Annotated in this window: 36 protein-coding genes; all 36 read left to right on the forward strand. The window is 67.3% G+C overall.

Annotated elements, in window-relative coordinates; translation table 11 throughout:
• Positions 1-90: 90 nt before the first annotated feature.
• The 36 genes from tuf (at position 91) to rplM (ending at position 23742) form a co-directional block, all read left to right on the forward strand.
• Positions 91-1284, forward strand: a complete 1194-nt coding sequence (tuf, locus tag ABT403_RS07100) for an elongation factor Tu (protein WP_042812325.1) — start codon at positions 91-93, stop codon at positions 1282-1284.
• A 123-nt stretch (positions 1285-1407) separates the two neighbouring features.
• Complete coding sequence (locus ABT403_RS07105; RefSeq protein ID WP_344163469.1) at positions 1408-2580, forward strand: hypothetical protein; 1173 nt, start codon at positions 1408-1410, stop codon at positions 2578-2580.
• A gap of 455 nt (positions 2581-3035) precedes the next feature.
• Complete coding sequence (gene rpsJ / locus ABT403_RS07110) at positions 3036-3344, forward strand: 30S ribosomal protein S10 (RefSeq protein WP_003948644.1); 309 nt, start codon at positions 3036-3038, stop codon at positions 3342-3344.
• 14 nt (positions 3345-3358) lie between these two features.
• Positions 3359-4003: a 50S ribosomal protein L3 gene (rplC, locus tag ABT403_RS07115; RefSeq protein WP_045945285.1), complete on the forward strand. Its 645-nt coding sequence runs from the start codon at positions 3359-3361 to the stop codon at positions 4001-4003.
• A gap of 4 nt (positions 4004-4007) precedes the next feature.
• Positions 4008-4658 (forward strand): 50S ribosomal protein L4, encoded by a 651-nt coding sequence (rplD, locus tag ABT403_RS07120; RefSeq protein WP_007265900.1) that lies wholly within the window; start codon positions 4008-4010, stop codon positions 4656-4658.
• Complete coding sequence (rplW, locus tag ABT403_RS07125; RefSeq protein ID WP_007265901.1) at positions 4658-4981, forward strand: 50S ribosomal protein L23; 324 nt, start codon at positions 4658-4660, stop codon at positions 4979-4981. The genes rplD and rplW overlap by 1 nt, the downstream gene beginning before the upstream one ends.
• Before the next feature lie 39 nt (positions 4982-5020).
• Positions 5021-5857 (forward strand): 50S ribosomal protein L2, encoded by an 837-nt coding sequence (gene rplB / locus ABT403_RS07130; RefSeq protein WP_007265902.1) that lies wholly within the window; start codon positions 5021-5023, stop codon positions 5855-5857.
• A gap of 12 nt (positions 5858-5869) precedes the next feature.
• On the forward strand, positions 5870-6151 hold the full coding sequence (gene rpsS, locus ABT403_RS07135; RefSeq protein WP_007265903.1) for a 30S ribosomal protein S19: 282 nt from the start codon (positions 5870-5872) through the stop codon (positions 6149-6151).
• A 43-nt stretch (positions 6152-6194) separates the two neighbouring features.
• Entirely contained in the window at positions 6195-6542 is a 348-nt protein-coding gene (gene rplV / locus ABT403_RS07140; RefSeq protein ID WP_007265904.1) for a 50S ribosomal protein L22, read from the forward strand.
• Entirely contained in the window at positions 6542-7381 is an 840-nt protein-coding gene (rpsC, locus tag ABT403_RS07145; protein ID WP_007265905.1) for a 30S ribosomal protein S3, read from the forward strand. Before rplV ends, rpsC begins: the two co-directional genes overlap by 1 nt.
• 5 nt (positions 7382-7386) lie before the next feature.
• Positions 7387-7806 carry a 50S ribosomal protein L16 gene (gene rplP / locus ABT403_RS07150; protein ID WP_007265906.1) on the forward strand — a complete coding sequence of 140 codons (420 nt, stop codon included), beginning with the start codon at positions 7387-7389 and terminating at the stop codon, positions 7804-7806.
• Positions 7806-8030: a 50S ribosomal protein L29 gene (gene rpmC / locus ABT403_RS07155; RefSeq protein WP_007265907.1), complete on the forward strand. Its 225-nt coding sequence runs from the start codon at positions 7806-7808 to the stop codon at positions 8028-8030. The genes rplP and rpmC overlap by 1 nt, the downstream gene beginning before the upstream one ends.
• Positions 8030-8311, forward strand: a complete 282-nt coding sequence (rpsQ, locus tag ABT403_RS07160) for a 30S ribosomal protein S17 (RefSeq protein WP_030008467.1) — start codon at positions 8030-8032, stop codon at positions 8309-8311. The genes rpmC and rpsQ overlap by 1 nt, the downstream gene beginning before the upstream one ends.
• Positions 8312-8411: 100 nt before the next feature.
• Positions 8412-8780, forward strand: coding sequence for a 50S ribosomal protein L14 (gene rplN, locus ABT403_RS07165; protein ID WP_003956455.1), 369 nt, complete (start codon positions 8412-8414; stop codon positions 8778-8780).
• A gap of 2 nt (positions 8781-8782) precedes the next feature.
• The gene (rplX, locus tag ABT403_RS07170) at positions 8783-9094 is read left to right on the forward strand and encodes a 50S ribosomal protein L24 (RefSeq protein ID WP_007265909.1); all 312 of its coding nucleotides are present in this window, start codon (positions 8783-8785) and stop codon (positions 9092-9094) included.
• Positions 9094-9645: a 50S ribosomal protein L5 gene (rplE, locus tag ABT403_RS07175; protein WP_344163486.1), complete on the forward strand. Its 552-nt coding sequence runs from the start codon at positions 9094-9096 to the stop codon at positions 9643-9645. The genes rplX and rplE overlap by 1 nt, the downstream gene beginning before the upstream one ends.
• A 5-nt stretch (positions 9646-9650) precedes the next feature.
• Positions 9651-9836, forward strand: a complete 186-nt coding sequence (locus ABT403_RS07180; RefSeq protein ID WP_003956452.1) for a type Z 30S ribosomal protein S14 — start codon at positions 9651-9653, stop codon at positions 9834-9836.
• Positions 9837-10059: 223 nt separating this feature from the next.
• On the forward strand, positions 10060-10458 hold the full coding sequence (gene rpsH / locus ABT403_RS07185) for a 30S ribosomal protein S8 (protein ID WP_007265911.1): 399 nt from the start codon (positions 10060-10062) through the stop codon (positions 10456-10458).
• Between the two features lie 20 nt (positions 10459-10478).
• Complete coding sequence (gene rplF, locus ABT403_RS07190; protein WP_344163490.1) at positions 10479-11018, forward strand: 50S ribosomal protein L6; 540 nt, start codon at positions 10479-10481, stop codon at positions 11016-11018.
• Between the two features lie 2 nt (positions 11019-11020).
• On the forward strand, positions 11021-11404 hold the full coding sequence (gene rplR, locus ABT403_RS07195; RefSeq protein ID WP_030026334.1) for a 50S ribosomal protein L18: 384 nt from the start codon (positions 11021-11023) through the stop codon (positions 11402-11404).
• 45 nt (positions 11405-11449) lie between these two features.
• The gene (gene rpsE, locus ABT403_RS07200) at positions 11450-12052 is read left to right on the forward strand and encodes a 30S ribosomal protein S5 (RefSeq protein ID WP_007265914.1); all 603 of its coding nucleotides are present in this window, start codon (positions 11450-11452) and stop codon (positions 12050-12052) included.
• The gene (gene rpmD / locus ABT403_RS07205) at positions 12052-12234 is read left to right on the forward strand and encodes a 50S ribosomal protein L30 (protein WP_005313525.1); all 183 of its coding nucleotides are present in this window, start codon (positions 12052-12054) and stop codon (positions 12232-12234) included. Before rpsE ends, rpmD begins: the two co-directional genes overlap by 1 nt.
• Positions 12235-12236: 2 nt before the next feature.
• On the forward strand, positions 12237-12692 hold the full coding sequence (rplO, locus tag ABT403_RS07210; protein ID WP_344163495.1) for a 50S ribosomal protein L15: 456 nt from the start codon (positions 12237-12239) through the stop codon (positions 12690-12692).
• Positions 12693-12877: 185 nt separating this feature from the next.
• Entirely contained in the window at positions 12878-14191 is a 1314-nt protein-coding gene (secY, locus tag ABT403_RS07215) for a preprotein translocase subunit SecY (RefSeq protein WP_344163497.1), read from the forward strand.
• Positions 14191-14838 carry an adenylate kinase gene (locus tag ABT403_RS07220; protein WP_344163500.1) on the forward strand — a complete coding sequence of 216 codons (648 nt, stop codon included), beginning with the start codon at positions 14191-14193 and terminating at the stop codon, positions 14836-14838. Before secY ends, ABT403_RS07220 begins: the two co-directional genes overlap by 1 nt.
• A 95-nt stretch (positions 14839-14933) precedes the next feature.
• Positions 14934-15785, forward strand: a complete 852-nt coding sequence (gene map / locus ABT403_RS07225; protein WP_344163503.1) for a type I methionyl aminopeptidase — start codon at positions 14934-14936, stop codon at positions 15783-15785.
• Positions 15786-15944: 159 nt separating this feature from the next.
• Positions 15945-16166 (forward strand): translation initiation factor IF-1, encoded by a 222-nt coding sequence (gene infA / locus ABT403_RS07230; RefSeq protein WP_003956442.1) that lies wholly within the window; start codon positions 15945-15947, stop codon positions 16164-16166.
• A gap of 62 nt (positions 16167-16228) precedes the next feature.
• The gene (gene rpmJ / locus ABT403_RS07235) at positions 16229-16342 is read left to right on the forward strand and encodes a 50S ribosomal protein L36 (RefSeq protein WP_003956441.1); all 114 of its coding nucleotides are present in this window, start codon (positions 16229-16231) and stop codon (positions 16340-16342) included.
• A gap of 196 nt (positions 16343-16538) precedes the next feature.
• Positions 16539-16919, forward strand: a complete 381-nt coding sequence (gene rpsM / locus ABT403_RS07240) for a 30S ribosomal protein S13 (RefSeq protein ID WP_007265919.1) — start codon at positions 16539-16541, stop codon at positions 16917-16919.
• Positions 16920-16973: 54 nt separating this feature from the next.
• Positions 16974-17378: a 30S ribosomal protein S11 gene (rpsK, locus tag ABT403_RS07245; protein ID WP_003956432.1), complete on the forward strand. Its 405-nt coding sequence runs from the start codon at positions 16974-16976 to the stop codon at positions 17376-17378.
• A 149-nt stretch (positions 17379-17527) separates the two neighbouring features.
• The gene (locus tag ABT403_RS07250; protein WP_215023456.1) at positions 17528-18550 is read left to right on the forward strand and encodes a DNA-directed RNA polymerase subunit alpha; all 1023 of its coding nucleotides are present in this window, start codon (positions 17528-17530) and stop codon (positions 18548-18550) included.
• An 84-nt stretch (positions 18551-18634) separates the two neighbouring features.
• The gene (gene rplQ, locus ABT403_RS07255) at positions 18635-19102 is read left to right on the forward strand and encodes a 50S ribosomal protein L17 (RefSeq protein WP_045945293.1); all 468 of its coding nucleotides are present in this window, start codon (positions 18635-18637) and stop codon (positions 19100-19102) included.
• A 99-nt stretch (positions 19103-19201) separates the two neighbouring features.
• Positions 19202-20053, forward strand: a complete 852-nt coding sequence (gene truA / locus ABT403_RS07260; protein WP_344163511.1) for a tRNA pseudouridine(38-40) synthase TruA — start codon at positions 19202-19204, stop codon at positions 20051-20053.
• Positions 20054-20102: 49 nt separating this feature from the next.
• Complete coding sequence (locus ABT403_RS07265; protein ID WP_425580240.1) at positions 20103-21722, forward strand: ABC-F family ATP-binding cassette domain-containing protein; 1620 nt, start codon at positions 20103-20105, stop codon at positions 21720-21722.
• A gap of 65 nt (positions 21723-21787) precedes the next feature.
• Complete coding sequence (locus ABT403_RS07270; RefSeq protein ID WP_344163517.1) at positions 21788-23062, forward strand: glycosyltransferase family 87 protein; 1275 nt, start codon at positions 21788-21790, stop codon at positions 23060-23062.
• A 236-nt stretch (positions 23063-23298) separates the two neighbouring features.
• Positions 23299-23742, forward strand: a complete 444-nt coding sequence (rplM, locus tag ABT403_RS07275; RefSeq protein WP_030773854.1) for a 50S ribosomal protein L13 — start codon at positions 23299-23301, stop codon at positions 23740-23742.
• Positions 23743-23746: the final 4 nt, after the last annotated feature.

Genomic DNA, 23746 nt, shown 5'->3' on the forward strand with positions numbered 1-23746 from the left:
CTCCCGTTGCCCCGGGGGAGCCGGCTATCCAGCAAAGATCACCTGGCGCCGACGATCAAGGCGTACAGAACCACTCTCAGGAGGACCCCCGTGGCGAAGGCGAAGTTCGAGCGGACTAAGCCGCACGTCAACATCGGCACCATCGGTCACATTGACCACGGTAAGACGACCCTCACGGCCGCCATTACCAAGGTGCTGCACGACAAGTACCCGGACCTGAACGCGGCGTCGGCGTTCGACCAGATCGACAAGGCTCCTGAGGAGCGCCAGCGCGGTATCACCATCTCCATCGCGCACGTCGAGTACCAGACCGAGGCGCGTCACTACGCCCACGTCGACTGCCCGGGTCACGCGGACTACATCAAGAACATGATCACCGGTGCCGCGCAGATGGACGGCGCCATCCTCGTGGTCGCCGCCACCGACGGCCCGATGCCGCAGACCAAGGAGCACGTGCTCCTGGCCCGCCAGGTCGGCGTTCCGTACATCGTCGTCGCCCTGAACAAGGCCGACATGGTGGACGACGAGGAGATCCTGGAGCTCGTCGAGCTCGAGGTCCGTGAGCTGCTCTCCGAGTACGACTTCCCGGGCGACGACCTGCCGGTCGTCCAGGTCTCCGCGCTGAAGGCGCTCGAGGGCGACAAGGAGTGGGGCGACAAGCTCCTCGGCCTGATGGACGCCGTGGACGAGGCCATCCCGACCCCGCCGCGTGACACCGACAAGCCGTTCCTGATGCCCGTCGAGGACGTCTTCACGATCACCGGTCGTGGCACCGTCGTCACCGGCCGCATCGAGCGTGGTGTCCTGAAGGTCAACGAGACCGTTGACATCATCGGCATCAAGCAGGAGAAGACCACCACCACGGTCACCGGCATCGAGATGTTCCGCAAGCTGCTCGACGAGGGCCAGGCCGGTGAGAACGTCGGTCTGCTCCTCCGTGGCATCAAGCGCGAGGACGTCGAGCGCGGCCAGGTCATCATCAAGCCCGGTTCGGTCACGCCGCACACCGAGTTCGAGGCCGCCGCGTACATCCTGTCGAAGGACGAGGGTGGCCGTCACACCCCGTTCTTCAACAACTACCGCCCGCAGTTCTACTTCCGTACCACGGACGTGACCGGCGTCGTGACCCTCCCCGAGGGCACCGAGATGGTCATGCCGGGCGACAACACCGACATGTCCGTCCAGCTGATCCAGCCGGTCGCCATGGAGGAGGGCCTGAAGTTCGCCATCCGTGAGGGTGGTCGTACGGTCGGCGCCGGCCAGGTCACCAAGATCACGAAGTAATTCGTGTTCTGACCTGGTAGCCCGCACCAGCGGGCACCATGTTCGACGCGAGGGCCCCTTCCCCACCGCCAGCGGTGGGGGAGGGGCCCTCGTCATGTGAGGACGCGTACAGGGGTGGGGAGCATGGACCGGCAGATATCCGACGAGGAGTGGGCGCGCTTCAGCGAGGAGGTCGCGCGGGAGAGCGCCGACGCGCCGAAGGAGCCGTCGGCGCGGGCGCGGATGGTCACCGAGCGGCTGCGGCGCGAAGAGGCGGAACGGGCACGGGCCGGGCGCCGCCGGTTCGGCCGGGCGCCGAAGCCGGGGGCGGGGGACCCGCCCGGCTGGCGTACGGGGCCGGCCTGGCAGGAGATGCGGGGCCGCGGGCGCGCGAAGCGCCGCGTCAAGGCCGCGGCGGCGATCGTCGTCATCGCGGGGCTCGCGCTGGTCGCCCTGCGGCCGGAGCTGGTCATCGACAAGCTGACCGGGAAGGCCACGGCCCGCCAGGAGGCCCGGGACGCCGGTCCGCTGGCCGCGGAGACGGCGCGTCCGACGGCGGCACCGGGCGCGGTGCCCGCGGACCGCCCGACGCTGAAGGAGCCCTTCCGGGGCTCGCCGGCCGCGCAGTGGGCCGACGGCGCCGCCGCGATCGAGGTGCCCCCGGCCGAGGGTGTGAACGGGGTGCCCAAGGAGGGCGTCGCGCAGGGGCTGGCCATGGCGAAGCAGTTCCTGGTGGCGGCCAACCTGGACCCGGCGGTCCTGCGGGGCGAGCGGCCGACGGCGGCGCTGGACCTGCTGGACCCCAAGGACACCAAGCGGCGCCAGGAGACGGCGCGGGCGTACGAGCACCCGAGTCGGGAGAACGACCCGCTGGAGCTGTTCACCCGCTACAACCCCGCCGAGCTGAAGCCGGTCGGCGAGGTCGTGAAGGTGCGGGGCCGGATGTGGGTGGAGGCGGGCGAGAAGCCCGGCCAGGCCGACGTGAAGGTGGACTACAGCTTCGTCTACCCGTTCGTGAAGATCGGCGGCAACCCGGAGGACGTCGCCAGGACCATCGTCCGCCGCGAGATCACCTTCCAGGTCTTCCACGGCCGCGGATGGGACATGACCGAGGGCAGGCTCTGGCTGTACGGGTCCGCTCAGGACATCGCCAACAGCGACTGCGGCCGGTTCGACGGCTACGTGCACCCGAGCTTCTTCTCCGACCCGCGCGACAGCGGACCGGCGCCTTCCGGCAGCCCGGTGGACCCGTACGACCGCTCCAAGAGCATCGGGACGGACAGGACCGAGGAGTGCGGGACCGCATCCCGGTCCTGACCAGGGATCCCCGCCGCGTGCCGCGGTTTGACGTGATCGCTCGGCGGGGTATTCTCTTCGGCCCGATTGGCCAGGTACGTGTCTCGTATGGCAGACTACTCAAGTTGCTCGGCTGTGTGCCGATGCTGCGCGCCTCCCGCCGGGAGGACCGGAAGCGAGTCCCACAGTACTCGTCGTCCTTAATCTGCCTCTCGGGGCAGCAATGAGGGCGGACGTACGGGAATCTTCTGGGAAGCGTCAGCACGGTCCGCACCAGGCACTCGGTGGGTGTTTCTCCCCCCGATGCGCGGTCCAGGCCGCACCCCCTTTGATGAGGGAGTTCCCGTATGGGGATTTTCTCGGAGGGAGTGCGACACGCCCGACCGCGTGGGTCGGAGGAGAGGCCGCGGAACCCCGTTCCGCAGCCGGCCGGGAGCCAGAGCGTTTCCACATAGAGACAGGACTACGGAGTAGCCATGGCGGGACAGAAGATCCGCATCCGGCTCAAGGCCTACGACCACGAGGTCATCGACTCCTCGGCGAAGAAGATCGTCGAGACGGTGACCCGCACTGGTGCGTCGGTCGCGGGCCCGGTGCCGCTGCCCACTGAGAAGAACGTGTACTGCGTCATCAAGTCGCCGCACAAGTACAAGGACTCGCGCGAGCACTTCGAGATGCGCACGCACAAGCGCCTGATCGACATCCTCGACCCGACGCCCAAGACCGTTGACTCGCTGATGCGCCTGGACCTTCCGGCCGGCGTTGACATCGAGATCAAGCTCTGAGAGGCGTCGAGAAGATGGCTAAGCAGATCAAGGGCGTCCTGGGCGAGAAGCTCGGCATGACCCAGGTCTGGGACGAGAACAACCGTGTCGTCCCGGTGACCGTCGTCAAGGCCGGGCCCTGTGTCGTTACCCAGGTCCGTACCAACGACATCGACGGCTACGAGTCGGTCCAGATCGCCTTCGGCGAGATCGACCCGCGCAAGGTGAACAAGCCCCTCAAGGGCCACTTCGCCAAGGCCGACGTGACCCCGCGCCGCCACCTGGTGGAGCTCCGTACCTCCGACGCCAGCGAGTACACGCTCGGCCAGGAGATCACGGCTGCCGTGTTCGAGTCCGGCGTCAAGGTTGACGTCACGGGCAACAGCAAGGGCAAGGGCTTCGCCGGTGTCATGAAGCGCCACAACTTCCGGGGCCTCGGCGCCGGTCACGGTGTGCAGCGCAAGCACCGCTCCCCCGGTTCGATCGGTGGCTGCGCCACCCCTGGGCGTGTCTTCAAGGGCATGCGCATGGCCGGTCGCATGGGTAACGAGCGCGTCACCACCCAGAACCTGACCATCCACGCGGTTGACGCGGAGAAGGGTCTGCTCCTCATCAAGGGCGCGGTCCCCGGTCCGAACGGCGGCCTCGTCCTGGTCCGTACCGCGGCCAAGGGGGCTTGAGGTAATGAGCACCATTGACATCCTTTCGCCGGCTGGCGACAAGGCCGGTACCGTCGAGCTCCCCGCGGAGATCTTCGACGCGAAGACCAGCGTTCCGCTGATCCACCAGGTCGTCGTCGCCCAGCTGGCCGCTGCCCGTCAGGGCACGCACAAGACCAAGACCCGTGGCGAAGTCCGTGGTGGTGGCAAGAAGCCTTACCGCCAGAAGGGCACCGGCCGCGCCCGTCAGGGTTCGACCCGCGCTCCGCAGTTCGCCGGCGGTGGCGTCGTCCACGGCCCGCAGCCGCGTGACTACTCGCAGCGCACCCCGAAGAAGATGAAGGCCGCCGCCCTCCGCGGTGCCCTCTCGGACCGTGCGCGTCACTCCCGCATCCACGTCGTCACCGGCGTGGTCGAGGGTGCCGCCTCCACCAAGGCCGCGAAGACGCTGTTCGGCAAGATCTCGGAGCGCAAGAACCTGCTCCTGGTCGCCGAGCGCTCTGACGAGCTGGCGTGGCTGTCCGCCCGCAACCTGCCCCAGGTTCACATCCTGGAGCCGGGCCAGCTGAACACGTACGACGTGATCGTCTCTGACGACGTGGTCTTCACCCAGGCCGCGCTCGAGTCCTTCGTGTCTGGCCCCAAGGCCGATGAGACCGAAGGGAACGAGGCCTGATGTCTGAGGCGACCGTTACCAGCAAGACCTTCACCGACCCGCGCGACCTGCTGATCAAGCCGGTCGTCTCGGAGAAGAGCTACGCGCTGCTGGACGAGAACAAGTACACGTTCATCGTCGCGCCCGGCGCCAACAAGACCCAGATCAAGCAGGCCGTCGAGGCGGTCTTCTCGGTCAAGGTCACCGGGGTCAACACGATCAACCGTCAGGGTAAGCGCAAGCGCACCAAGACCGGTTTCGGCAAGCGCGCCAACACCAAGCGCGCCATCGTGACCCTTGCCGAGGGCAACCGTATCGACATCTTCGGCGGCCAGGCCTCCTAACGGAGGTCTAGTCGTCCGGAATCGGACGAGGACTGAGAAATGGGTATCCGCAAGTACAAGCCGACGACCCCGGGCCGTCGTGGCTCCAGCGTCGCCGACTTTGTCGAGATCACGCGGTCCACGCCGGAGAAGTCGCTGGTCCGCCCCCTGCACAGCAAGGGCGGCCGTAACAACACCGGTCGTGTGACCGTTCGCCACCAGGGCGGTGGCCACAAGCGCGCCTACCGCGTGATCGACTTCCGTCGTCACGACAAGGACGGCGTGCCGGCCAAGGTCGCGCACATCGAGTACGACCCCAACCGCACCGCGCGCATCGCGCTGCTGCACTACGCCGACGGCGAGAAGCGCTACATCATCGCGCCGCGCGGTCTGCAGCAGGGTGACCGGATTGAGAACGGCCCCACGGCCGACATCAAGCCGGGCAACAACCTCGCGCTCCGCAACATCCCGGTCGGTACCACGATCCACGCGATCGAGCTCCGCCCCGGTGGCGGCGCCAAGTTCGCGCGTTCGGCTGGTGCCTCCGTGCAGCTGCTGGCGAAGGAGGGCGTGATGGCCCACCTCCGCATGCCGTCCGGTGAGATCCGTCTCGTCGACGCGCGCTGCCGCGCCACGGTCGGCGAGGTCGGCAACGCCGAGCAGTCGAACATCAACTGGGGCAAGGCCGGCCGCATGCGCTGGAAGGGCGTTCGCCCGACCGTCCGCGGTGTCGCGATGAACCCGGTTGACCACCCGCACGGTGGTGGTGAGGGCAAGACCAGCGGTGGTCGCCACCCGGTCTCCCCGTGGGGTCAGAAGGAGGGTCGTACTCGCTCGCCGAAGAAGGCTTCGAGCAAGTACATCGTCCGCCGCCGCAAGACGAACAAGAAGCGCTAGGAGCGGGTTTAGATGCCGCGCAGTCTCAAGAAGGGGCCCTTCGTCGACGACCACCTCGTAAAGAAGGTGGACGCCCAGAACGAAGCCGGCACCAAGAACGTCATCAAGACCTGGTCCCGTCGCTCGATGATCATCCCCAGCATGCTGGGTCACACGATCGCGGTGCACAACGGCAAGACCCACGTCCCGGTGTTCGTCACCGAGTCGATGGTCGGCCACAAGCTCGGCGAGTTCTCGCCGACTCGCACCTTCCGCGGCCACGTCAAGGACGACCGGAAGTCGAAGCGCCGCTAATCGCGGGGTGGTTACGACTATGACTAACACCGAAGGGACAACCATGGAAGCCAGGGCCCAGGCGCGGTACATCCGCGTCACGCCCATGAAGGCCCGCCGCGTGGTGGACCTCATCCGTGGCATGGATGCCACGGAGGCTCAGGCGGTCCTGCGTTTCGCCCCGCAGGCCGCGAGCGTGCCGGTCGGCAAGGTGCTTGACAGCGCCATCGCCAACGCCGCGCACAACTACAACCACCCGGACGCCTCCACGCTGGTCATCAGCGAGGCGTACGTGGACGAGGGCCCGACCCTGAAGCGGTTCCGTCCGCGTGCCCAGGGCCGTGCCTACCGGATCCGCAAGCGGACCAGCCACATCACCGTGGTCGTCAGCAGCAAGGAAGGTTCCCGGTAATGGGCCAGAAGGTAAACCCGCACGGGTTCCGACTCGGCATCACCACGGACTTCAAGTCCCGCTGGTACGCCGACAAGCTGTACAAGGACTACGTCAAGGAAGACGTCGCCATCCGTCGGATGATGACGTCCGGCATGGAGCGCGCCGGCATCTCGAAGGTTGAGATCGAGCGCACCCGTGACCGCGTGCGTGTGGACATCCACACCGCTCGTCCCGGCATCGTCATCGGCCGCCGCGGCGCCGAGGCCGACCGCATCCGCGGTGACCTCGAGAAGCTCACGGGCAAGCAGGTCCAGCTGAACATCCTCGAGGTCAAGAACCCCGAGCTCGACGCTCAGCTGGTTGCTCAGGCCGTCGCCGAGCAGCTCTCCTCCCGCGTCTCCTTCCGTCGTGCCATGCGCAAGAGCATGCAGGGCACCATGAAGGCCGGCGCCAAGGGCATCAAGATCCAGTGCGGTGGCCGTCTCGGCGGCGCCGAGATGTCCCGCTCCGAGTTCTACCGCGAGGGTCGTGTGCCGCTGCACACGCTGCGCGCGAACGTGGACTACGGCTTCTTCGAGGCCAAGACCACCTTCGGCCGGATCGGCGTGAAGGTCTGGATCTACAAGGGCGACGTCAAGAACATCGCCGAGGTTCGCGCCGAGAACGCTGCGGCCCGTGCGGGTAACCGCCCGGCCCGTGGTGCCGGCGCTGGCGACCGTCCCGCCGGCCGTGGTGGCCGTGGTGGCGAGCGCGGCGGCCGTGGTGGCCGCAAGCCGCAGCAGGCTGCTGGTGCCGAGGCCCCCAAGGCCGACGCCCCCGCCGCCGCTCCGGCTGAGAGCACCGGAACGGAGGCCTGACCGACATGCTGATCCCTCGTAGGGTCAAGCACCGCAAGCAGCACCACCCGAAGCGCAGCGGTATGGCCAAGGGCGGTACTGAGGTCTCGTTCGGCGAGTACGGCATCCAGGCGCTCACCCCCGCCTACGTGACGAACCGCCAGATCGAGGCGGCTCGTATCGCGATGACCCGCCACATCAAGCGTGGCGGCAAGGTCTGGATCAACATCTACCCGGACCGCCCGCTGACGAAGAAGCCCGCCGAGACCCGCATGGGTTCCGGTAAGGGTTCCCCCGAGTGGTGGATCGCGAACGTGCACCCGGGCCGGGTCATGTTCGAGCTGTCCTACCCGAACGAAAAGATTGCGCGTGAGGCTCTCACTCGTGCGGCCCACAAGCTGCCGATGAAGTGCCGCATCGTCAAGCGCGAGGCAGGTGAGTCGTGATGGCGACGGGAACCAAGGCGTCCGAGCTCCGCGAGCTCGGCAACGAGGAGCTCGTTGCCAAGCTTCGCGAGGCCAAGGAAGAGCTGTTCAAGCTCCGTTTCCAGGCGGCCACCGGTCAGCTGGAGAACAACGGCCGGCTCAAGTCCGTCCGTAAGGACATCGCTCGCATCTACACCCTGATGCACGAGCGTGAGCTCGGTATCGAGACGGTGGAGAACGCCTGATGAGCGAGAACAACGTGACTGAGAAGACCGAGCGCGGCTTCCGCAAGACCCGTGAGGGTCTGGTCGTCAGCGACAAGATGGACAAGACCGTCGTCGTCGCCGTCGAGGACCGCGTCAAGCACGCGCTGTACGGCAAGGTCATCCGCCGTACGAACAAGCTCAAGGCTCACGACGAGCAGAACGCTGCCGGTGTCGGCGACCGCGTCCTCATCATGGAGACGCGTCCGCTGTCGGCGAGCAAGCGCTGGCGCATCGTCGAGATCCTCGAAAAGGCCAAGTAATTAGTCCGAGGGGCCTTCCCTCGGATTCGTTCCGCCAGGCTCGGCCGGGGCTCCGTGAAGGAGCCCCGGCCGGGAACCGGCAGACAAACAGGAGATAGACGTGATCCAGCAGGAGTCGCGACTGCGTGTCGCCGACAACACTGGTGCCAAGGAGATCCTTTGCATCCGTGTTCTCGGTGGCTCCGGTCGCCGCTACGCGGGCATCGGTGACGTCATCGTCGCCACCGTCAAGGACGCGATCCCCGGCGGCAACGTGAAGAAGGGTGACGTCGTCAAGGCGGTCATCGTTCGCACCGTCAAGGAGCGCCGCCGCCAGGACGGCTCGTACATCCGCTTCGACGAGAACGCCGCCGTCATTCTGAAGAACGACGGCGACCCTCGCGGCACCCGTATCTTCGGCCCCGTCGGCCGTGAGCTGCGCGAGAAGAAGTTCATGAAGATCATCTCGCTCGCGCCGGAGGTGCTGTAAGCATGAAGATCAAGAAGGGCGACCTGGTCCAGGTCATCACCGGTAAGGACAAGGGCAAGCAGGGCAAGGTCATCGCGGCCTTCCCGACCGAGTCCCGCGTCCTGGTCGAGGGTGTCAACCGGGTCAAGAAGCACACCAAGGCTGGGCAGAACCAGGCCGGCGGCATCGTGATCACCGAGGCCCCCGTCCACGTGTCCAACGTCCAGCTGGTCGTGGAGAAGGACGGCAAGAAGGTCGTCACCCGCGTCGGTTTCCGCTTCGACGACGAGGGCAACAAGATCCGCGTTGCCAAGCGCACGGGTGAGGACATCTGATGGCTGCCACTCCGCGTCTGAAGACGAAGTACCGCGAGGAGATCGCGGGCAAGATGCGTGAAGAGTTCTCCTACGAGAACGTCATGCAGATTCCCGGCCTCGTCAAGATCGTCGTGAACATGGGTGTCGGCGACGCCGCCCGTGACTCGAAGCTGATCGACGGTGCCATCCGCGACCTGACGACGATCACCGGTCAGAAGCCGGCCGTCACGAAGGCCCGCAAGTCCATCGCGCAGTTCAAGCTGCGCGAGGGTCAGCCGATCGGCTGCCACGTCACCCTCCGTGGTGACCGCATGTGGGAGTTCCTGGACCGTACGCTGTCGCTCGCGCTGCCGCGTATCCGTGACTTCCGTGGTCTGTCGCCGAAGCAGTTCGACGGCCGTGGCAACTACACCTTCGGTCTCACCGAGCAGGTCATGTTCCACGAGATCGACCAGGACAAGATCGACCGTACCCGGGGTATGGACATCACCGTGGTGACCACGGCGACCAACGACGCTGAGGGCCGCGCGCTCCTCCGTCACCTCGGCTTCCCCTTCAAGGAGGCGTAAGCGAGATGGCGAAGAAGGCTCTCATCGCGAAGGCTGCCCGCAAGCCCAAGTTCGGTGTGCGTGCGTACACCCGCTGCCAGCGCTGCGGTCGCCCCCACTCCGTGTACCGCAAGTTCGGCCTCTGCCGCGTGTGCCTCCGTGAGATGGCTCACCGTGGCGAGCTGCCGGGCGTGACCAAGAGCTCCTGGTAAACCCCCTTCACCCTTTGGGTGTTGAGGTTTTCCAGACGCTCTCGGTAAGCATCAGGTCGGCGGACCGCCCTGCCCGCATGCCGTAGGCTTGTGGGGTTGGGCGTCCGCCGCCCTATCGACTTACTACGCCGTAGGTCCCCGTGCCGCACCCGTCCCGCCACCGAGTGGGGAGAGGGATGGCACATACAGGAAACCCCGGCGAGAGAGGCCGAAGGCCACTTTCATGACCATGACTGACCCGATCGCAGACATGCTCACGCGTCTGCGTAACGCTAACTCGGCGTACCACGACACCGTCGTGATGCCGCACAGCAAGATCAAGTCGCACATCGCGGAGATCCTCAAGCAGGAGGGTTTCATCACCGGCTGGAAGGTCGAGGACGCCGAGGTCGGCAAGAACCTCGTCCTCGAGCTGAAGTTCGGGCCGAACCGTGAGCGCTCCATCGCGGGCATCAAGCGGATCTCGAAGCCCGGTCTGCGCGTGTACGCGAAGTCCACCAACCTGCCGAAGGTCCTCGGTGGCCTGGGCGTGGCGATCATCTCCACGTCGCACGGTCTCCTGACCGGTCAGCAGGCAGGCAAGAAGGGCGTAGGTGGGGAAGTCCTCGCCTACGTCTGGTAGTCGGGAACGGAGGAAAAGCAATGTCGCGAATCGGCAAGCTCCCCATCCAGGTTCCCGCCGGTGTGGACGTCACCATCGACGGCCAGACGGTCGCGGTGAAGGGCCCCAAGGGTTCCCTCACGCACGTCGTCAAGGCGCCGATCGAGATCGTCAAGGGTGAGGACGGCGTTCTGAACGTCACCCGCCCGAACGACGAGCGTCAGAACAAGGCCCTGCACGGCCTGTCCCGCACGCTGGTGGCGAACATGATCACCGGCGTGACCGCGGGTTACGTCAAGGCTCTCGAGATCAGCGGTGTCGGTTACCGCGTGGCCGCGAAGGGCTCCGACCTGGAGTTCCAGCTCGGCTACAGCCACCCGATCCTCGTCGAGGCGCCCGAGGGCATCTCGTTCAAGGTCGAGTCGCCGACCAAGTTCTCGGTCGAGGGCATCGACAAGCAGAAGGTCGGCGAGGTCGCCGCCAACATCCGCAAGCTGCGGAAGCCCGACCCGTACAAGGCCAAGGGTGTCAAGTACGCCGGCGAGGTCATCCGCCGCAAGGTCGGAAAGGCTGGTAAGTAGCCATGGCATACGGTGTGAAGATCGCCAAGGGCGACGCGTACAAGCGCGCTGCCAAGGCTCGCCGCCACATCCGCATCCGCAAGAACGTCTCGGGTACGGCGGAGCGTCCGCGCCTCGTCGTGACGCGTTCGAACCGCAACATCGTTGCGCAGGTCATCGACGACCTCCAGGGCCACACCCTGGCGTCCGCGTCGACCCTGGACGCTTCGATCCGCGGTGGCGAAGGCGACAAGAGCGCCCAGGCCCAGGCCGTCGGCGCGCTCGTCGCCGAGCGTGCGAAGGCTGCCGGCGTCGAGACCGTCGTCTTTGACCGCGGTGGCAACCGATACGCCGGGCGCATTGCCGCTCTGGCTGACGCCGCCCGCGAAGCCGGGCTGAAGTTCTAAGCCCCGGTTCCGGGACTCACGGACGTAACAGAGAGAGGTAATCCAATGGCTGGACCCCAGCGCCGCGGCAGCGGTGCCGGTGGCGGCGAGCGGCGGGACCGGAAGGGTCGCGACGGTGGCGCTGCCGCCGAGAAGACCGCTTACGTTGAGCGCGTTGTCGCGATCAACCGCGTCGCCAAGGTTGTCAAGGGTGGTCGTCGCTTCAGCTTCACCGCGCTCGTCGTGGTGGGTGACGGTGACGGCACCGTAGGTGTCGGTTACGGCAAGGCCAAGGAAGTTCCCGCGGCCATCGCCAAGGGCGTCGAGGAAGCCAAGAAGAACTTCTTCAAGGTTCCCCGCATCCAGGGCACCATCCCGCACCCGATCCAGGGCGAGAAGGCGGCCGGCGTTGTCCTGCTGAAGCCTGCTTCCCCCGGTACCGGTGTTATCGCCGGTGGCCCGGTGCGCGCCGTTCTGGAGTGCGCCGGCGTTCACGACATCCTGTCGAAGTCGCTCGGCTCCGACAACGCGATCAACATCGTGCACGCGACCGTGGAGGCCCTCAAGGGCCTGCAGCGTCCCGAGGAGATCGCGGCTCGCCGTGGTCTGCCGCTCGAGGACGTCGCCCCCGCGGCCCTGCTTCGTGCGCGTGCTGGGGCGGGTGTCTGATGGCCCGCCTCAAGATCACGCAGACGAAGTCGTACATCGGCAGCAAGCAGAACCACCGCGACACCCTTCGTTCGCTCGGGCTCAAGCGCCTGAACGACGTGGTCGTCAAGGAGGACCGTCCCGAGTTCCGCGGCATGGTGCACACCGTCCGCCACCTCGTGACGGTTGAGGAGGTTGACTAATCATGGCTGAGAACAGCCCGCTGAAGGCTCACAACCTCCGTCCGGCCCCCGGTGCCAAGACCGCGAAGACCCGTGTCGGTCGTGGTGAGGCGTCGAAGGGTAAGACGGCTGGTCGTGGTACCAAGGGTACGAAGGCCCGCTACCAGGTTCCGCAGCGCTTCGAGGGTGGGCAGATGCCCCTCCACATGCGCCTGCCGAAGCTGAAGGGCTTCAAGAACCCGTTCCGCACCGAGTTCCAGGTTGTCAACCTGGACAAGCTCGGTGCCCTCTACCCCGAGGGTGGAGAGGTCACGGTGGCCGACCTGGTCGCCAAGGGCGCGGTTCGCAAGAACAGCCTCGTCAAGGTCCTGGGCCAGGGCGAGATCTCCGTGGCGCTGACGGTTTCGGTTGACGCCGTCTCCGCCTCCGCCAAGGAGAAGATTGCCGCCGCCGGCGGCACCGTGACCGAGCTCGTCTAAGACGAACTCTGTGACAAATAGCTAGAAACCCGACCGGGGATGCCTCACATATGGGGCATCCCCGGTTGGTCGTTCCACGGGGGGCGCAGTCGCCGGTAAGGTGGCCTGCACCTTTGCTTGTACGTAATCGTCGATCCTCAGACCGTCACCTCTGACGCAGTAGCGCGGGGGTCGCAGGAGGCACCGTGCTCACCGCGTTCGCCCGGGCGTTCAAGACGCCCGACCTGCGCAAGAAGCTGCTCTTCACACTCGGCATCATCGTGCTGTATCGGCTCGGGTCCCACATCCCGGTACCCGGCGTGAGCTACAAGAACGTCCAGATCTGTGTGGACCAGATGGGGAGCAGCAACAGCCTCTTCGGTCTGGTCAACATGTTCAGCGGCGGCGCGCTGCTGCAGATCACGATCTTCGCGCTCGGCATCATGCCGTACATCACCGCGAGCATCATCCTGCAGCTGCTGACCGTGGTCATCCCGAAGCTGGAGAACCTCAAGAAAGAGGGACAGGCCGGCACCTCGAAGATCACTCAGTACACGCGTTATCTGACGGTCGCGCTCGCGATCCTCCAGGGCACCGGCCTGGTCGCCACCGCGCGTACCGGCGCCCTGTTCGGCACCTGCCCCGTCGCTCGCGAGATCGTCCCGGACCGCTCGATCTTCACCACGGTCACCATGGTGGTCACCATGACCGCCGGTACCTGCATCGTCATGTGGCTCGGTGAGCTGATCACCGACCGCGGCATCGGCAACGGCATGTCGATCCTGATGTTCATCTCGATCGCGGCCGGCTTCGTCACCGCTCTCTGGACGATCAAGCTCCAGGGCAAGATCGCTGATGGCTGGGTGGAGTTCGCCGTCGTCATCCTCGTCGGACTCGCGATGGTGGCCCTCGTGGTCTTCGTCGAGCAGGCCCAGCGCAGGATCCCCGTCCAGTACGCGAAGCGCATGATCGGCCGCCGTGCCTACGGCGGTACGTCCACCTACATCCCGCTCAAGGTGAACCAGGCCGGTGTCATCCCGGTCATCTTCGCCTCGTCGCTGCTGTACATCCCGGCCCTGATCGTGCAGTTCAGCGGCTCGACCGCCGGCTGGGCGACCTGGATCCAGAAGCACTTCGTCAAGGGCGACCACCCGTACTACATCGCCGCCTACTTCCTCCTGATCGTCTTCTTCGCGTTCTTCTACGTGGCGATCTCGTTCAACCCCGAGGAAGTTGCCGACAACATGAAGAAGTATGGTGGGTTCATCCCGGGCATCCGCGCCGGCCGGCCTACCGCTGAGTACCTGAGCTACGTACTCAACCGGATCACCTGGCCGGGCTCGCTGTACCTGGGTCTCATCGCTCTAGTGCCGACAATGGCGTTGGCCGGCTTCGGAGCGAACCAGAACTTCCCGTTCGGCGGGACGAGCATCCTGATCATCGTGGGTGTGGGTCTGGAAACCGTGAAGCAGATCGAGAGCCAGCTCCAGCAGCGCAACTACGAAGGGTTCCTCCGCTGATGCGAATCGTCCTCGTCGGACCCCCCGGGGCGGGCAAGGGAACGCAGGCCGCGTTCCTTGCCAAGAACCTGTCGATCCCGCACATCTCCACGGGCGACCTCTTCCGCGCCAACATCAGCCAGGGCACCGACCTGGGTGTGCGCGCCAAGGCGTTCATGGACGCCGGCGAGCTCGTCCCGGACGAGATCACCATCGGCATGGCCAAGGACCGCATGGAGCAGCCGGACGCCGCGAACGGCTTCCTGCTCGACGGCTTCCCGCGCAACGTCGCCCAGGCCGAGGCCCTGGACGAGATGCTCACCGGTGCCGGCATGAAGCTGGACGCCGTCCTCGACCTGGAGGTCGAGGAGGACGAGGTCGTCAAGCGGATCGCCGGCCGGCGCATCTGCCGCCAGGACTCCGCGCACGTGTTCCACGTGATCTACGCGGCCCCGAAGACCGAGGGTGTCTGCGACCACTGCGGTGGCGAGCTGTACCAGCGCGGTGACGACTCCGAGGACACGGTCCGCAACCGCCTCGAGGTCTACCACACGCAGACCGAGCCGATCATCGACTACTACAAGGCCCAGGGTCTGCTGGTGACCATCTCCGCCCTCGGTGAGGTGCACGAGATCACCAAGCGGGCGATGGACGCCCTGAAGAAGTAGTCACCCCCCAGTAGTGCCGGTACGGCCGCGATGTCCCCAGGACATCGCGGCCGTACTGTTGAAGCGACCCGTTTTCGAAGGTGGAAGGTCCGTCCATGGTTCAGCTGAAGACCCCCGAGCAGATCGCGAAGATGCGCGAGGCAGGGCTGGTCGTCGCCGCGATCCACGCGGCGACCCGTGAGGCGGCCGTGCCGGGCGCCACGACGCGGGACCTGGACATGGTGGCCCGCAAGGTCATCGCGGACGCCGGGGCCAAGTCGAACTTCCTCGGTTACGGCGGTTTCCCCGCGACCATCTGCACCTCGGTGAACGAGGTCGTCGTCCACGGCATCCCGGACGACAAGACGGTCCTCAAGGACGGCGACATCATCTCCATCGACGCCGGCGCGATCGTTGACGGCTGGCACGGGGACGCGGCCTACACGGCCTTCGTGGGCACCGGTCACGCTCCGGAGCTGGTCGAGCTCTCCCGGGTCACCGAGGAGTCGATGTGGGCCGGCATCGCGGCCATGAAGGCGGGCAACCGCCTCGTGGACATCTCGAAGGCCATCGAGGGCTACATCAAGCGCCAGCCCCGCCCGTCCACCGGTGAGCACAGCCTCGGCAAGTTCGGGATCATCGAGGACTACGGCGGCCACGGCATCGGCACCGAGATGCACATGGACCCCCACCTGCTGAACTACGTCTCGCGCAAGCGGGGCAAGGGCATCAAGCTGGTCCCGGGCCTCTGCCTGGCGATCGAGCCGATGGTGTCCCTGGGCACCGCCCAGACGGAGGTACTCGCCGACGACTGGACGGTCATCACCACGGACGGCACCTGGTCCTCGCACTGGGAGCACTCGGTGGCCCTCACGGAGGCCGGCCCGATCGTCCTGACCAGCCCGGACTGCGGCAAGGCGAAGCTCGCGGAGTACGGCGTGACGACGGCGCCGGACCCCCTCGGCTGATCCGGGACCCCCTCCGGCATCCGCCGGTTAATGATCTAGACTCTGGGGCAAACTTTCCGGATTCGTCTTTCTGGGTGCCCTGACGTAGACTGACTCGTCGGCTCACGTGCATTCGCATGTCCGTGGGCTGATCAAGGTAGCCGATTCGAAAGGCGAAGCGTGGCCAAGAAGCAAGGTGCCATCGAGATCGAGGGCACCGTGATCGAGTCCCTCCCGAACGCCATGTTCAAGGTGGAACTCCAGAACGGTCACAAGGTCCTCGCGCACATCAGCGGCAAGATGCGTATGCACTACATCCGCATCCTTCCCGATGACCGGGTCGTTGTGGAGCTGTCTCCGTACGACCTGACGCGTGGCCGGATCGTCTACCGATACAAGTAGATCTTGCCCCCGCACCCCGCTCCGGCGCGGGTGGTGGCACTGACCCGGAGAACCTCACCAACATGAAGGTCAAGCCGAGCGTCAAGAAGATCTGCGACAAGTGCAAGGTGATCCGCCGTCACGGCCGGGTCATGGTCATCTGCGACAACCTGCGCCACAAGCAGCGCCAGGGCTGACGCACGCCGACCGACCTGCCTTCCGCAGTTCTTCGCGCGACGTAAGAAAACGTACATAAGCAGAACCCGCCCAGCCCTCAGGGGCCGGCGGCACCTCCGGCGGGGGCCGGGGACCCGGACGTACCACCGCCCATCAGGGTGGTCGGCGGTCGGGAGCGGTTCTGTTGCAGACCCCCGAACACACAGGAGCCATTGAATGGCACGCGTTTCCGGTGTTGACATCCCGCGCGAAAAGCGTGTGGAGATCGCACTCACCTACGTCTTCGGTATCGGGCGCACCCGGTCCAAGGAGATCCTCGCCTCCACCGGCGTGAACCCGAACACCCGCGTTCGTGACCTGGCCGAAGAGGACCTCGTCAAGATCCGCGAGTACGTGGACGCCAACCTCCGTACCGAGGGTGACCTCCGCCGCGAGATCCAGGGCGACATCCGCCGCAAGATCGAGATCCAGTGCTACCAGGGCATCCGCCACCGTCGTGGCCTGCCCGTGCACGGTCAGCGCACCAGCACGAACGCGCGTACCCGCAAGGGCCCGCGTCGCGCGATCGCCGGCAAGAAGAAGCCGGGCAAGAAGTAGTCCTGTTCAGCGGTCTTGCGCTGTAGGACCGACCACCTCCCGTAGGAGTAAGAGATGCCCCCCAAGGGTCGTCAGGGCGCTGCCAAGAAGGTGCGCCGCAAGGAAAAGAAGAACGTCGCTCACGGGCACGCCCACATCAAGAGCACGTTCAACAACACCATCGTTTCGATCACGGACCCGTCCGGCAACGTGATCTCCTGGGCCTCCGCCGGCCACGTCGGCTTCAAGGGCTCGCGCAAGTCCACCCCCTTCGCCGCGCAGATGGCCGCCGAGTCGGCCGCCCGCCGCGCGCAGGAGCACGGCATGCGCAAGGTCGACGTCTTCGTCAAGGGTCCCGGCTCCGGCCGTGAGACCGCGATCCGCTCCCTCCAGGCCACCGGCCTCGAGGTGGGTTCGATCCAGGACGTCACCCCCACCCCGCACAACGGCTGCCGCCCGCCCAAGCGTCGCCGCGTCTGACGCAGCGGACGCACCCGTGCGTTCTTGAGTGTCCGGGCGGCACGAACCCTTCGGGGGACGTGCCGCCCGTACCCTTGTAAGACCGCGGCCTCCGGGCCGCACCCCGTCGGGCGTCAAATAGTGGGCGTCCACGACTTGAAGGAACAGACATGCTTATCGCTCAGCGTCCTTCGCTGACCGAAGAGGTCGTCGACGAGTACCGCTCGCGGTTCGTGATCGAGCCGCTGGAGCCGGGCTTCGGCTACACCCTCGGCAACTCCCTGCGCCGTACCCTCCTGTCCTCCATCCCGGGTGCCGCTGTCACCAGCATCCGCGTGGACGGCGTCCTGCACGAGTTCACCACCGTGCCGGGCGTCAAGGAAGACGTCACGGACATCATCCTCAACATCAAGCAGCTGGTCGTCTCCTCGGAGCACGACGAGCCGGTCGTGATGTACCTGCGCAAGCAGGGTCCCGGCCTGGTCACCGCTGCCGACATCGCGCCCCCGGCCGGTGTCGAGGTGCACAACCCGGACCTGGTCCTCGCCACGCTCAACGGCAAGGGCAAGCTGGAGATGGAGCTGACCGTCGAGCGCGGTCGCGGCTACGTCTCCGCCGTCCAGAACAAGCAGGTGGGCCAGGAGATCGGCCGTATCCCGATCGACTCCATCTACTCGCCGGTTCTGAAGGTCACCTACAAGGTCGAGGCGACCCGAGTCGAGCAGCGCACCGACTTCGACAAGCTCATCGTCGACGTCGAGACCAAGCAGGCCATGCGCCCGCGCGACGCCATGGCGTCCGCCGGTAAGACCCTGGTCGAGCTGTTCGGTCTGGCCCGCGAGCTCAACATCGACGCCGAGGGCATCGACATGGGCCCGTCCCCCACGGACGCCGCCCTGGCCGCCGACCTGGCGCTGCCGATCGAGGAGCTCGAGCTCACGGTCCGCTCGTACAACTGCCTCAAGCGCGAGGGCATCCACTCCGTGGGTGAGCTCGTCGCCCGCTCCGAGGCCGACCTGCTCGACATCCGCAACTTCGGTGCGAAGTCGATCGACGAGGTCAAGGCGAAGCTCGCCGGCATGGGCCTGGCCCTGAAGGACAGCCCGCCCGGATTCGACCCGACCGCCGCCGCCGACGCCTTCGGCGCCGACGACGACGCGGACGCCGGTTTCGTCGAGACCGAGCAGTACTAAGAGAAGACTTTCCCGGGGCGTCCGCCCCGGGGGAACTGACACCGGTACCTGACACGGCCGGTGCAGATATGAAGGAGTAACACCATGCCGCGTCCCGCTAAGGGTGCCCGTCTGGGCGGCTCCGCCGCGCACGAGAAGCACCTTCTCGCGAACCTCGCGAAGGCGCTCTTCGAGCACGGCCGCATCACCACCACCGAGGCCAAGGCCCGCCGCCTGCGTCCCTACGCCGAGCGTCTGGTCACCAAGGCCAAGAAGGGCGACATCCACAACCGTCGCCTGGTGCTGCAGACGATCACGGACAAGAGCATCGTGCACACGCTGTTCACCGAGATCGCCCCGCGCTACGAGAACCGCCCCGGTGGTTACACGCGCATCACCAAGATCGGCAACCGTCGTGGCGACAACGCCCCGATGGCCGTGATCGAGCTGGTCGAGGCCCTCACGGTCGCCCAGCAGGCCACCGGTGAGGCCGAGGCCGCCACCAAGCGCGCCGTGAAGGAGGCCGAGGCCGCTGCCGAGGCCCCCGCCGCCGAGGAGACCAAGGAGGCCTGATCCCCCGGGATCACGCTTGCTTGATCGGCTCTGAACGGGCCCGCCCCTTCCCGGGGCGGGCCCGTTCTGCATTTCCGAGCGTCTGAGAGGATCTGTCACGTGAGTGACGAGGTGGAACCCGGGCACGTCCGGGTACGGCTGGACCTGTCGTACGACGGCAAGGACTTCTCCGGCTGGGCGAAGCAGCGGACGCTGCGGACCGTCCAGGGCGAGCTGGAATCGGCCCTGAAGACCGTGATGCGGCTGCCCGACCCGGTCGAGCTGACCGTCGCCGGGCGCACCGACGCCGGTGTGCACGCCCGCGGGCAGGTCGCGCAGTTCGACATCGCGGAGGAGGTGTGGGCCGAGCACGAATCCCTGCTGCTGCGCCGCCTCGCCGGGCGCCTCCCGCACGACATCCGGGTGTGGAAGGTCGCGGAGGCCCCCGAGGGGTTCAACGCGCGGTTCTCCGCCATCTGGCGCCGCTACGCCTACCGCGTCGGCGACCACCAGGGCGGGGTGGACCCGCTGCGCCGCGGGCACGTGCTGTGGCACCAGTGGCCGCTGGACGTGGACGCCATGAACGAGGCCTCCCGCGCGCTGCTCGGCGAGCACGACTTCGCCGCGTACTGCAAGAAGCGCGAGGGCGCCACGACCATCCGCACCCTCCAGCAGCTCAGCTGGGAGCGGGGCGAGGACGGGATCGTCACCGCGACCGTCCGCGCCGACGCCTTCTGCCACAACATGGTCCGCTCGCTGGTCGGCGCCCTGCTGCACGTCGGCGACGGCCACCGGCCCGTGGAGTGGCCCGGCCGGGTCCTGGCCGCGGCCGTACGGGACTCCTCGGTGCACGTGGTCAAGCCGCACGGGCTGACCCTGGAGGAGGTCGGCTACCCGGCGGACGAGCTGCTCGCCGCCCGCAGCAAGGAGGCGCGGAACATGCGCACCCTGCCGGGCAAGGGCTGCTGCTAGCGGTTAACGCGTTTGGGTCCGGAGCCGCCGGACCGGGAGAATGCCCGGCATGGGACATCTCGAAGCCAGCCACCTGGAGTACTACCTTCCCGACGGGCGGGTCCTGCTCCCCGACGTCTCCTTCCGTGTGGGGGAGGGGTCGGTGGTGGCCCTGGTCGGCGCCAACGGGGCCGGCAAGACCACGCTGCTCAAGATGATCTCCGGGGAGCTGCAGCCGCACGGCGGCGCGGTGACCGTGACCGGCGGGCTCGGCGTGATGTCGCAGTTCGTGGGCTCGGTCCGGGACGAGACGACCGTCCGGGACCTGCTGGTCTCGGTGTCCCAGCCGCGGATCAGGGAGGCGGCGAAGGCCGTGGACCGGGCCGAGGAGCTGATCCTCACCGTCGACGACGAGGCCGCGCAGATGGCGTACGCCCAGGCGCTCAGCGACTGGGCCGACGTCCAGGGCTACGAGGCGGAGACGCTCTGGGACGTCTGCACGATGGCCGCACTGGCCATCCCCTACGACCAGGCCCAGTTCCGCGAGGTGCGCACGCTCTCCGGCGGTGAGCAGAAGCGGCTGGTCCTGGAGGCGCTGCTGCGCGGGCCGGACGAGGTGCTGCTGCTCGACGAGCCGGACAACTACCTCGACGTCCCGGGCAAGCGCTGGCTGGAGGAGCAGCTGCGGGCGACCCGCAAGACGGTGCTGTTCGTCTCCCACGACCGGGAGCTGCTGACCCAGGCCGCCGAGAAGATCATCAGCCTGGAGGCGAGCCCGACGGGCTCCGACGTCTGGGTGCACGGCGCGGGCTTCGGCACCTACCACGAGGCCCGCAAGGAGCGCTTCGCGCGTTTCGAGGAGCTCAAGCGGCGCTGGGACGAGGAGCACGCGCGGCTGAAGGCCCTGGTGCTGCGGCTGCGCAACCAGGCGGCGAGCAGCCCCGACATGGCCTCGCGCTACCACGCGATGCAGACCCGCTTCAAGAAGTTCGAGGAGGCCGGCCCGCCGCCGGAGCCGCCGCGCGAGCAGGACATCACGATGCGGCTCAAGGGCGGCCGTACCGGCGTGCGCGCGCTCACGGTGGAGAACCTGGAGCTGACCGGCCTGATGAAGCCGTTCTCCCTGGAGGTCTTCTACGGGGAGCGGGTCGCGGTGCTCGGCTCGAACGGCTCCGGCAAGTCGCACTTCCTGCGGCTGCTGGCGGGCGAGGACGTCAAGCACACGGGTGTCTGGAAGCTGGGCGCACGGGTGGTTCCCGGCCATTTCGCGCAGACCCACGCCCATCCGGAGCTGTTCGGCCGCACGCTCGTCGACATCCTGTGGACGGAGGCGGCCAAGCCCCTGGGCCAGGCGATGGGTGCCCTGCGCCGCTACGAGCTGGAGCGGCAGGCGGAGCAGCCGTTCGAGCGGCTGTCGGGAGGCCAGCAGGCCCGGTTCCAGATCCTGCTGCTGGAGCTGGCCGGCACCACGGCGCTGCTGCTGGACGAGCCCACCGACAACCTCGACCTGGAGTCCGCGGAGGCCCTCCAGGACGGCCTGGAGTCGTACGAGGGCACGGTGCTGTGCGTGACCCACGACCGCTGGTTCGCCCGCACGTTTGACCGTTACTTGGTCTTCGGTTCAGACGGTGTTGTCCGGGAGACTCAGGAGCCCGTCTGGGACGAACGTAGGGTCGACCGCAAGCGCTAGGGGGCCGACCTCCCCGCGCGGGTCGACGGGGAGGCTTCGTGGGGCTTCGGCCTAGCATCTGGCTCATGCGCATCTGGCTCACGCGGAGTGGCCGGCCGGTCACGGGCGACCGGCTCGCCGCCTGGCTGCTCGGGCCGGCGCCGCGGTCCTGGCGGGCGGTGGCGCTGGTGCTGCTGGTGTCCGTGTCGGTGTCGACGAGCCTGCGGGGGAACTGGGGCTCGGACAACGCCTTCGTGGTCAAGGCGGCGGACGCGCTGCTGGAGGGGGTCTCCCCGTACGAGGACCGGCGCTTCCTGTACCCGCCGAGTGCCGTGCTCATGGCGGTGCCGGAGGCGCTGGTGCCCACGGGGGTGCTGCGCTGGCTGCTGCCGGCCGGGATCTCGGGTCTGGTCGCCCTCGGCTGGTGGGCGGCGCTGCGGCTGTTCTCGGTGCCCTCGCGCTCGCGGTTCGCGGTCGGGGGGCTCGCGCTGCTGGGGCTGCTGTACAAGCCGTACCTGAACCTGGTGCTGATCGGGAACTGGACGGCGGTCTCGGCGGCGGCCCTGCCGGTGGCGCTGCTGCTGGCGCACCGCAGGTCCTGGGCGGCGGCGGGGCTGGTGGTGGGGCTGGCGATCGCCTGCAAGCCGATGCTGGTGCCGGCCGGGCTGCTGTTCGTGCTGGCCCGCCGGTGGCGGGGGCTGGCCGTGGCGGTGGCGGTTCCGGCGGGGCTGTCGCTGGCGGGGGCGCTGCTGATGCCGAGCCCGACGCTGTTCTTCACCAAGACGCTGCCCTTCCTGTTCCAGGGGCAGGACGGGTACGCGCTGCCGTGGGACGCCTCGCCGATCGCGGTGCTGCCACGGCTGGGGGTGCCGCAGCCGGTGGCGGTGGCGGTGGCCTTCGCGGGGGCCGGGGCCGGGCTGTGGGGGGCCTGGCGGCGCTGGCGCCGGCCGGATTCCGCCGAGGTGGACGGGGGTGAGCTGCGGCTCGCGGAGACGGCCTGCATGGTGATGCTCGCCGCATTCCTGGTCTCCCGTCCCTCCTTCGACCACTACCTCCTGGTGGTGCTCCCGCTGCTGCTGGCCTCGGGGGTCCGGCCGGGCTCGATGCCCCGCTCGCCCTGGTTCTGGCTGGCCCTCACGCCTCAGCTGGCCCTGGTCCCGTGGCCCTCGGAGCTGGCCCACAAACGGCGTGCGTTCAAGGACGCGGCGACCCTGTGCGGGCTCGCGTATCTGCTGGGGCGTCGTGCGCTGCGCTCCGGTCGGGTTATTCTGGGGCCAGTAACAACTGCGGGGTCCCCACCCAGGACCGAACCGGAGTGCGCCGCGACGCCAGCAGAATCGGCATCGCGGACCGCGTTTTGACCCGTACGGGTCTGAATGGGTATCCTGCTGGTTTGTTATGCGTATTGGCTTTCTCATTCTCACGTGAAAGGGCCTTACGCCGGTCCACCGGACCGATGACCAGCGGTTTTCGCTCGGGTGCGTCCCCGATGTGAACGAGGGCTGTCGTGATCGTCCGTGGTGACCCTGTCAGGACCCTTCCCGCGGGGCTCAGGCCCTATGGGATGACCCACCACTGAAGAAGCGAAGGCATACGCGTGCGTACGTTCAGCCCCAAGCCCGGCGACATCTCGCGCCAGTGGCTCGTCATTGACGCCCAGGACGTCGTCCTCGGCCGTCTGGCGACCCAGGCCGCCACCCTCCTCAAGGGCAAGCACAAGCCGACTTACGCCCCCCACATGGACATGGGCGACTTCGTCATCATCATCAACGCCGACAAGGTTCACCTGTCCGGCAACAAGGCCTCCCAGAAGATGGCCTACCGCCACTCCGGCTTCCCGGGCGGTCTGCGCTCCGTGCGTTACGACGACCTGCTGGCGAACAACCCGGAGAAGGCCGTCGAGAAGGCCGTCAAGGGCATGCTCCCCAAGAACTCCCTGGGCCGTCAGATGCTCTCGAAGCTGAAGGTCTACTCGGGCGACCAGCACCCCCACGCTGCCCAGCAGCCGGTGCCGTTCGAGATCACCCAGGTCGCGCAGTAGTTCC

The sequence above is a fragment of the Streptomyces sp. NPDC000075 genome (assembly GCF_040301925.1).
GTDB lineage: Bacteria > Actinomycetota > Actinomycetes > Streptomycetales > Streptomycetaceae > Streptomyces > Streptomyces polychromogenes.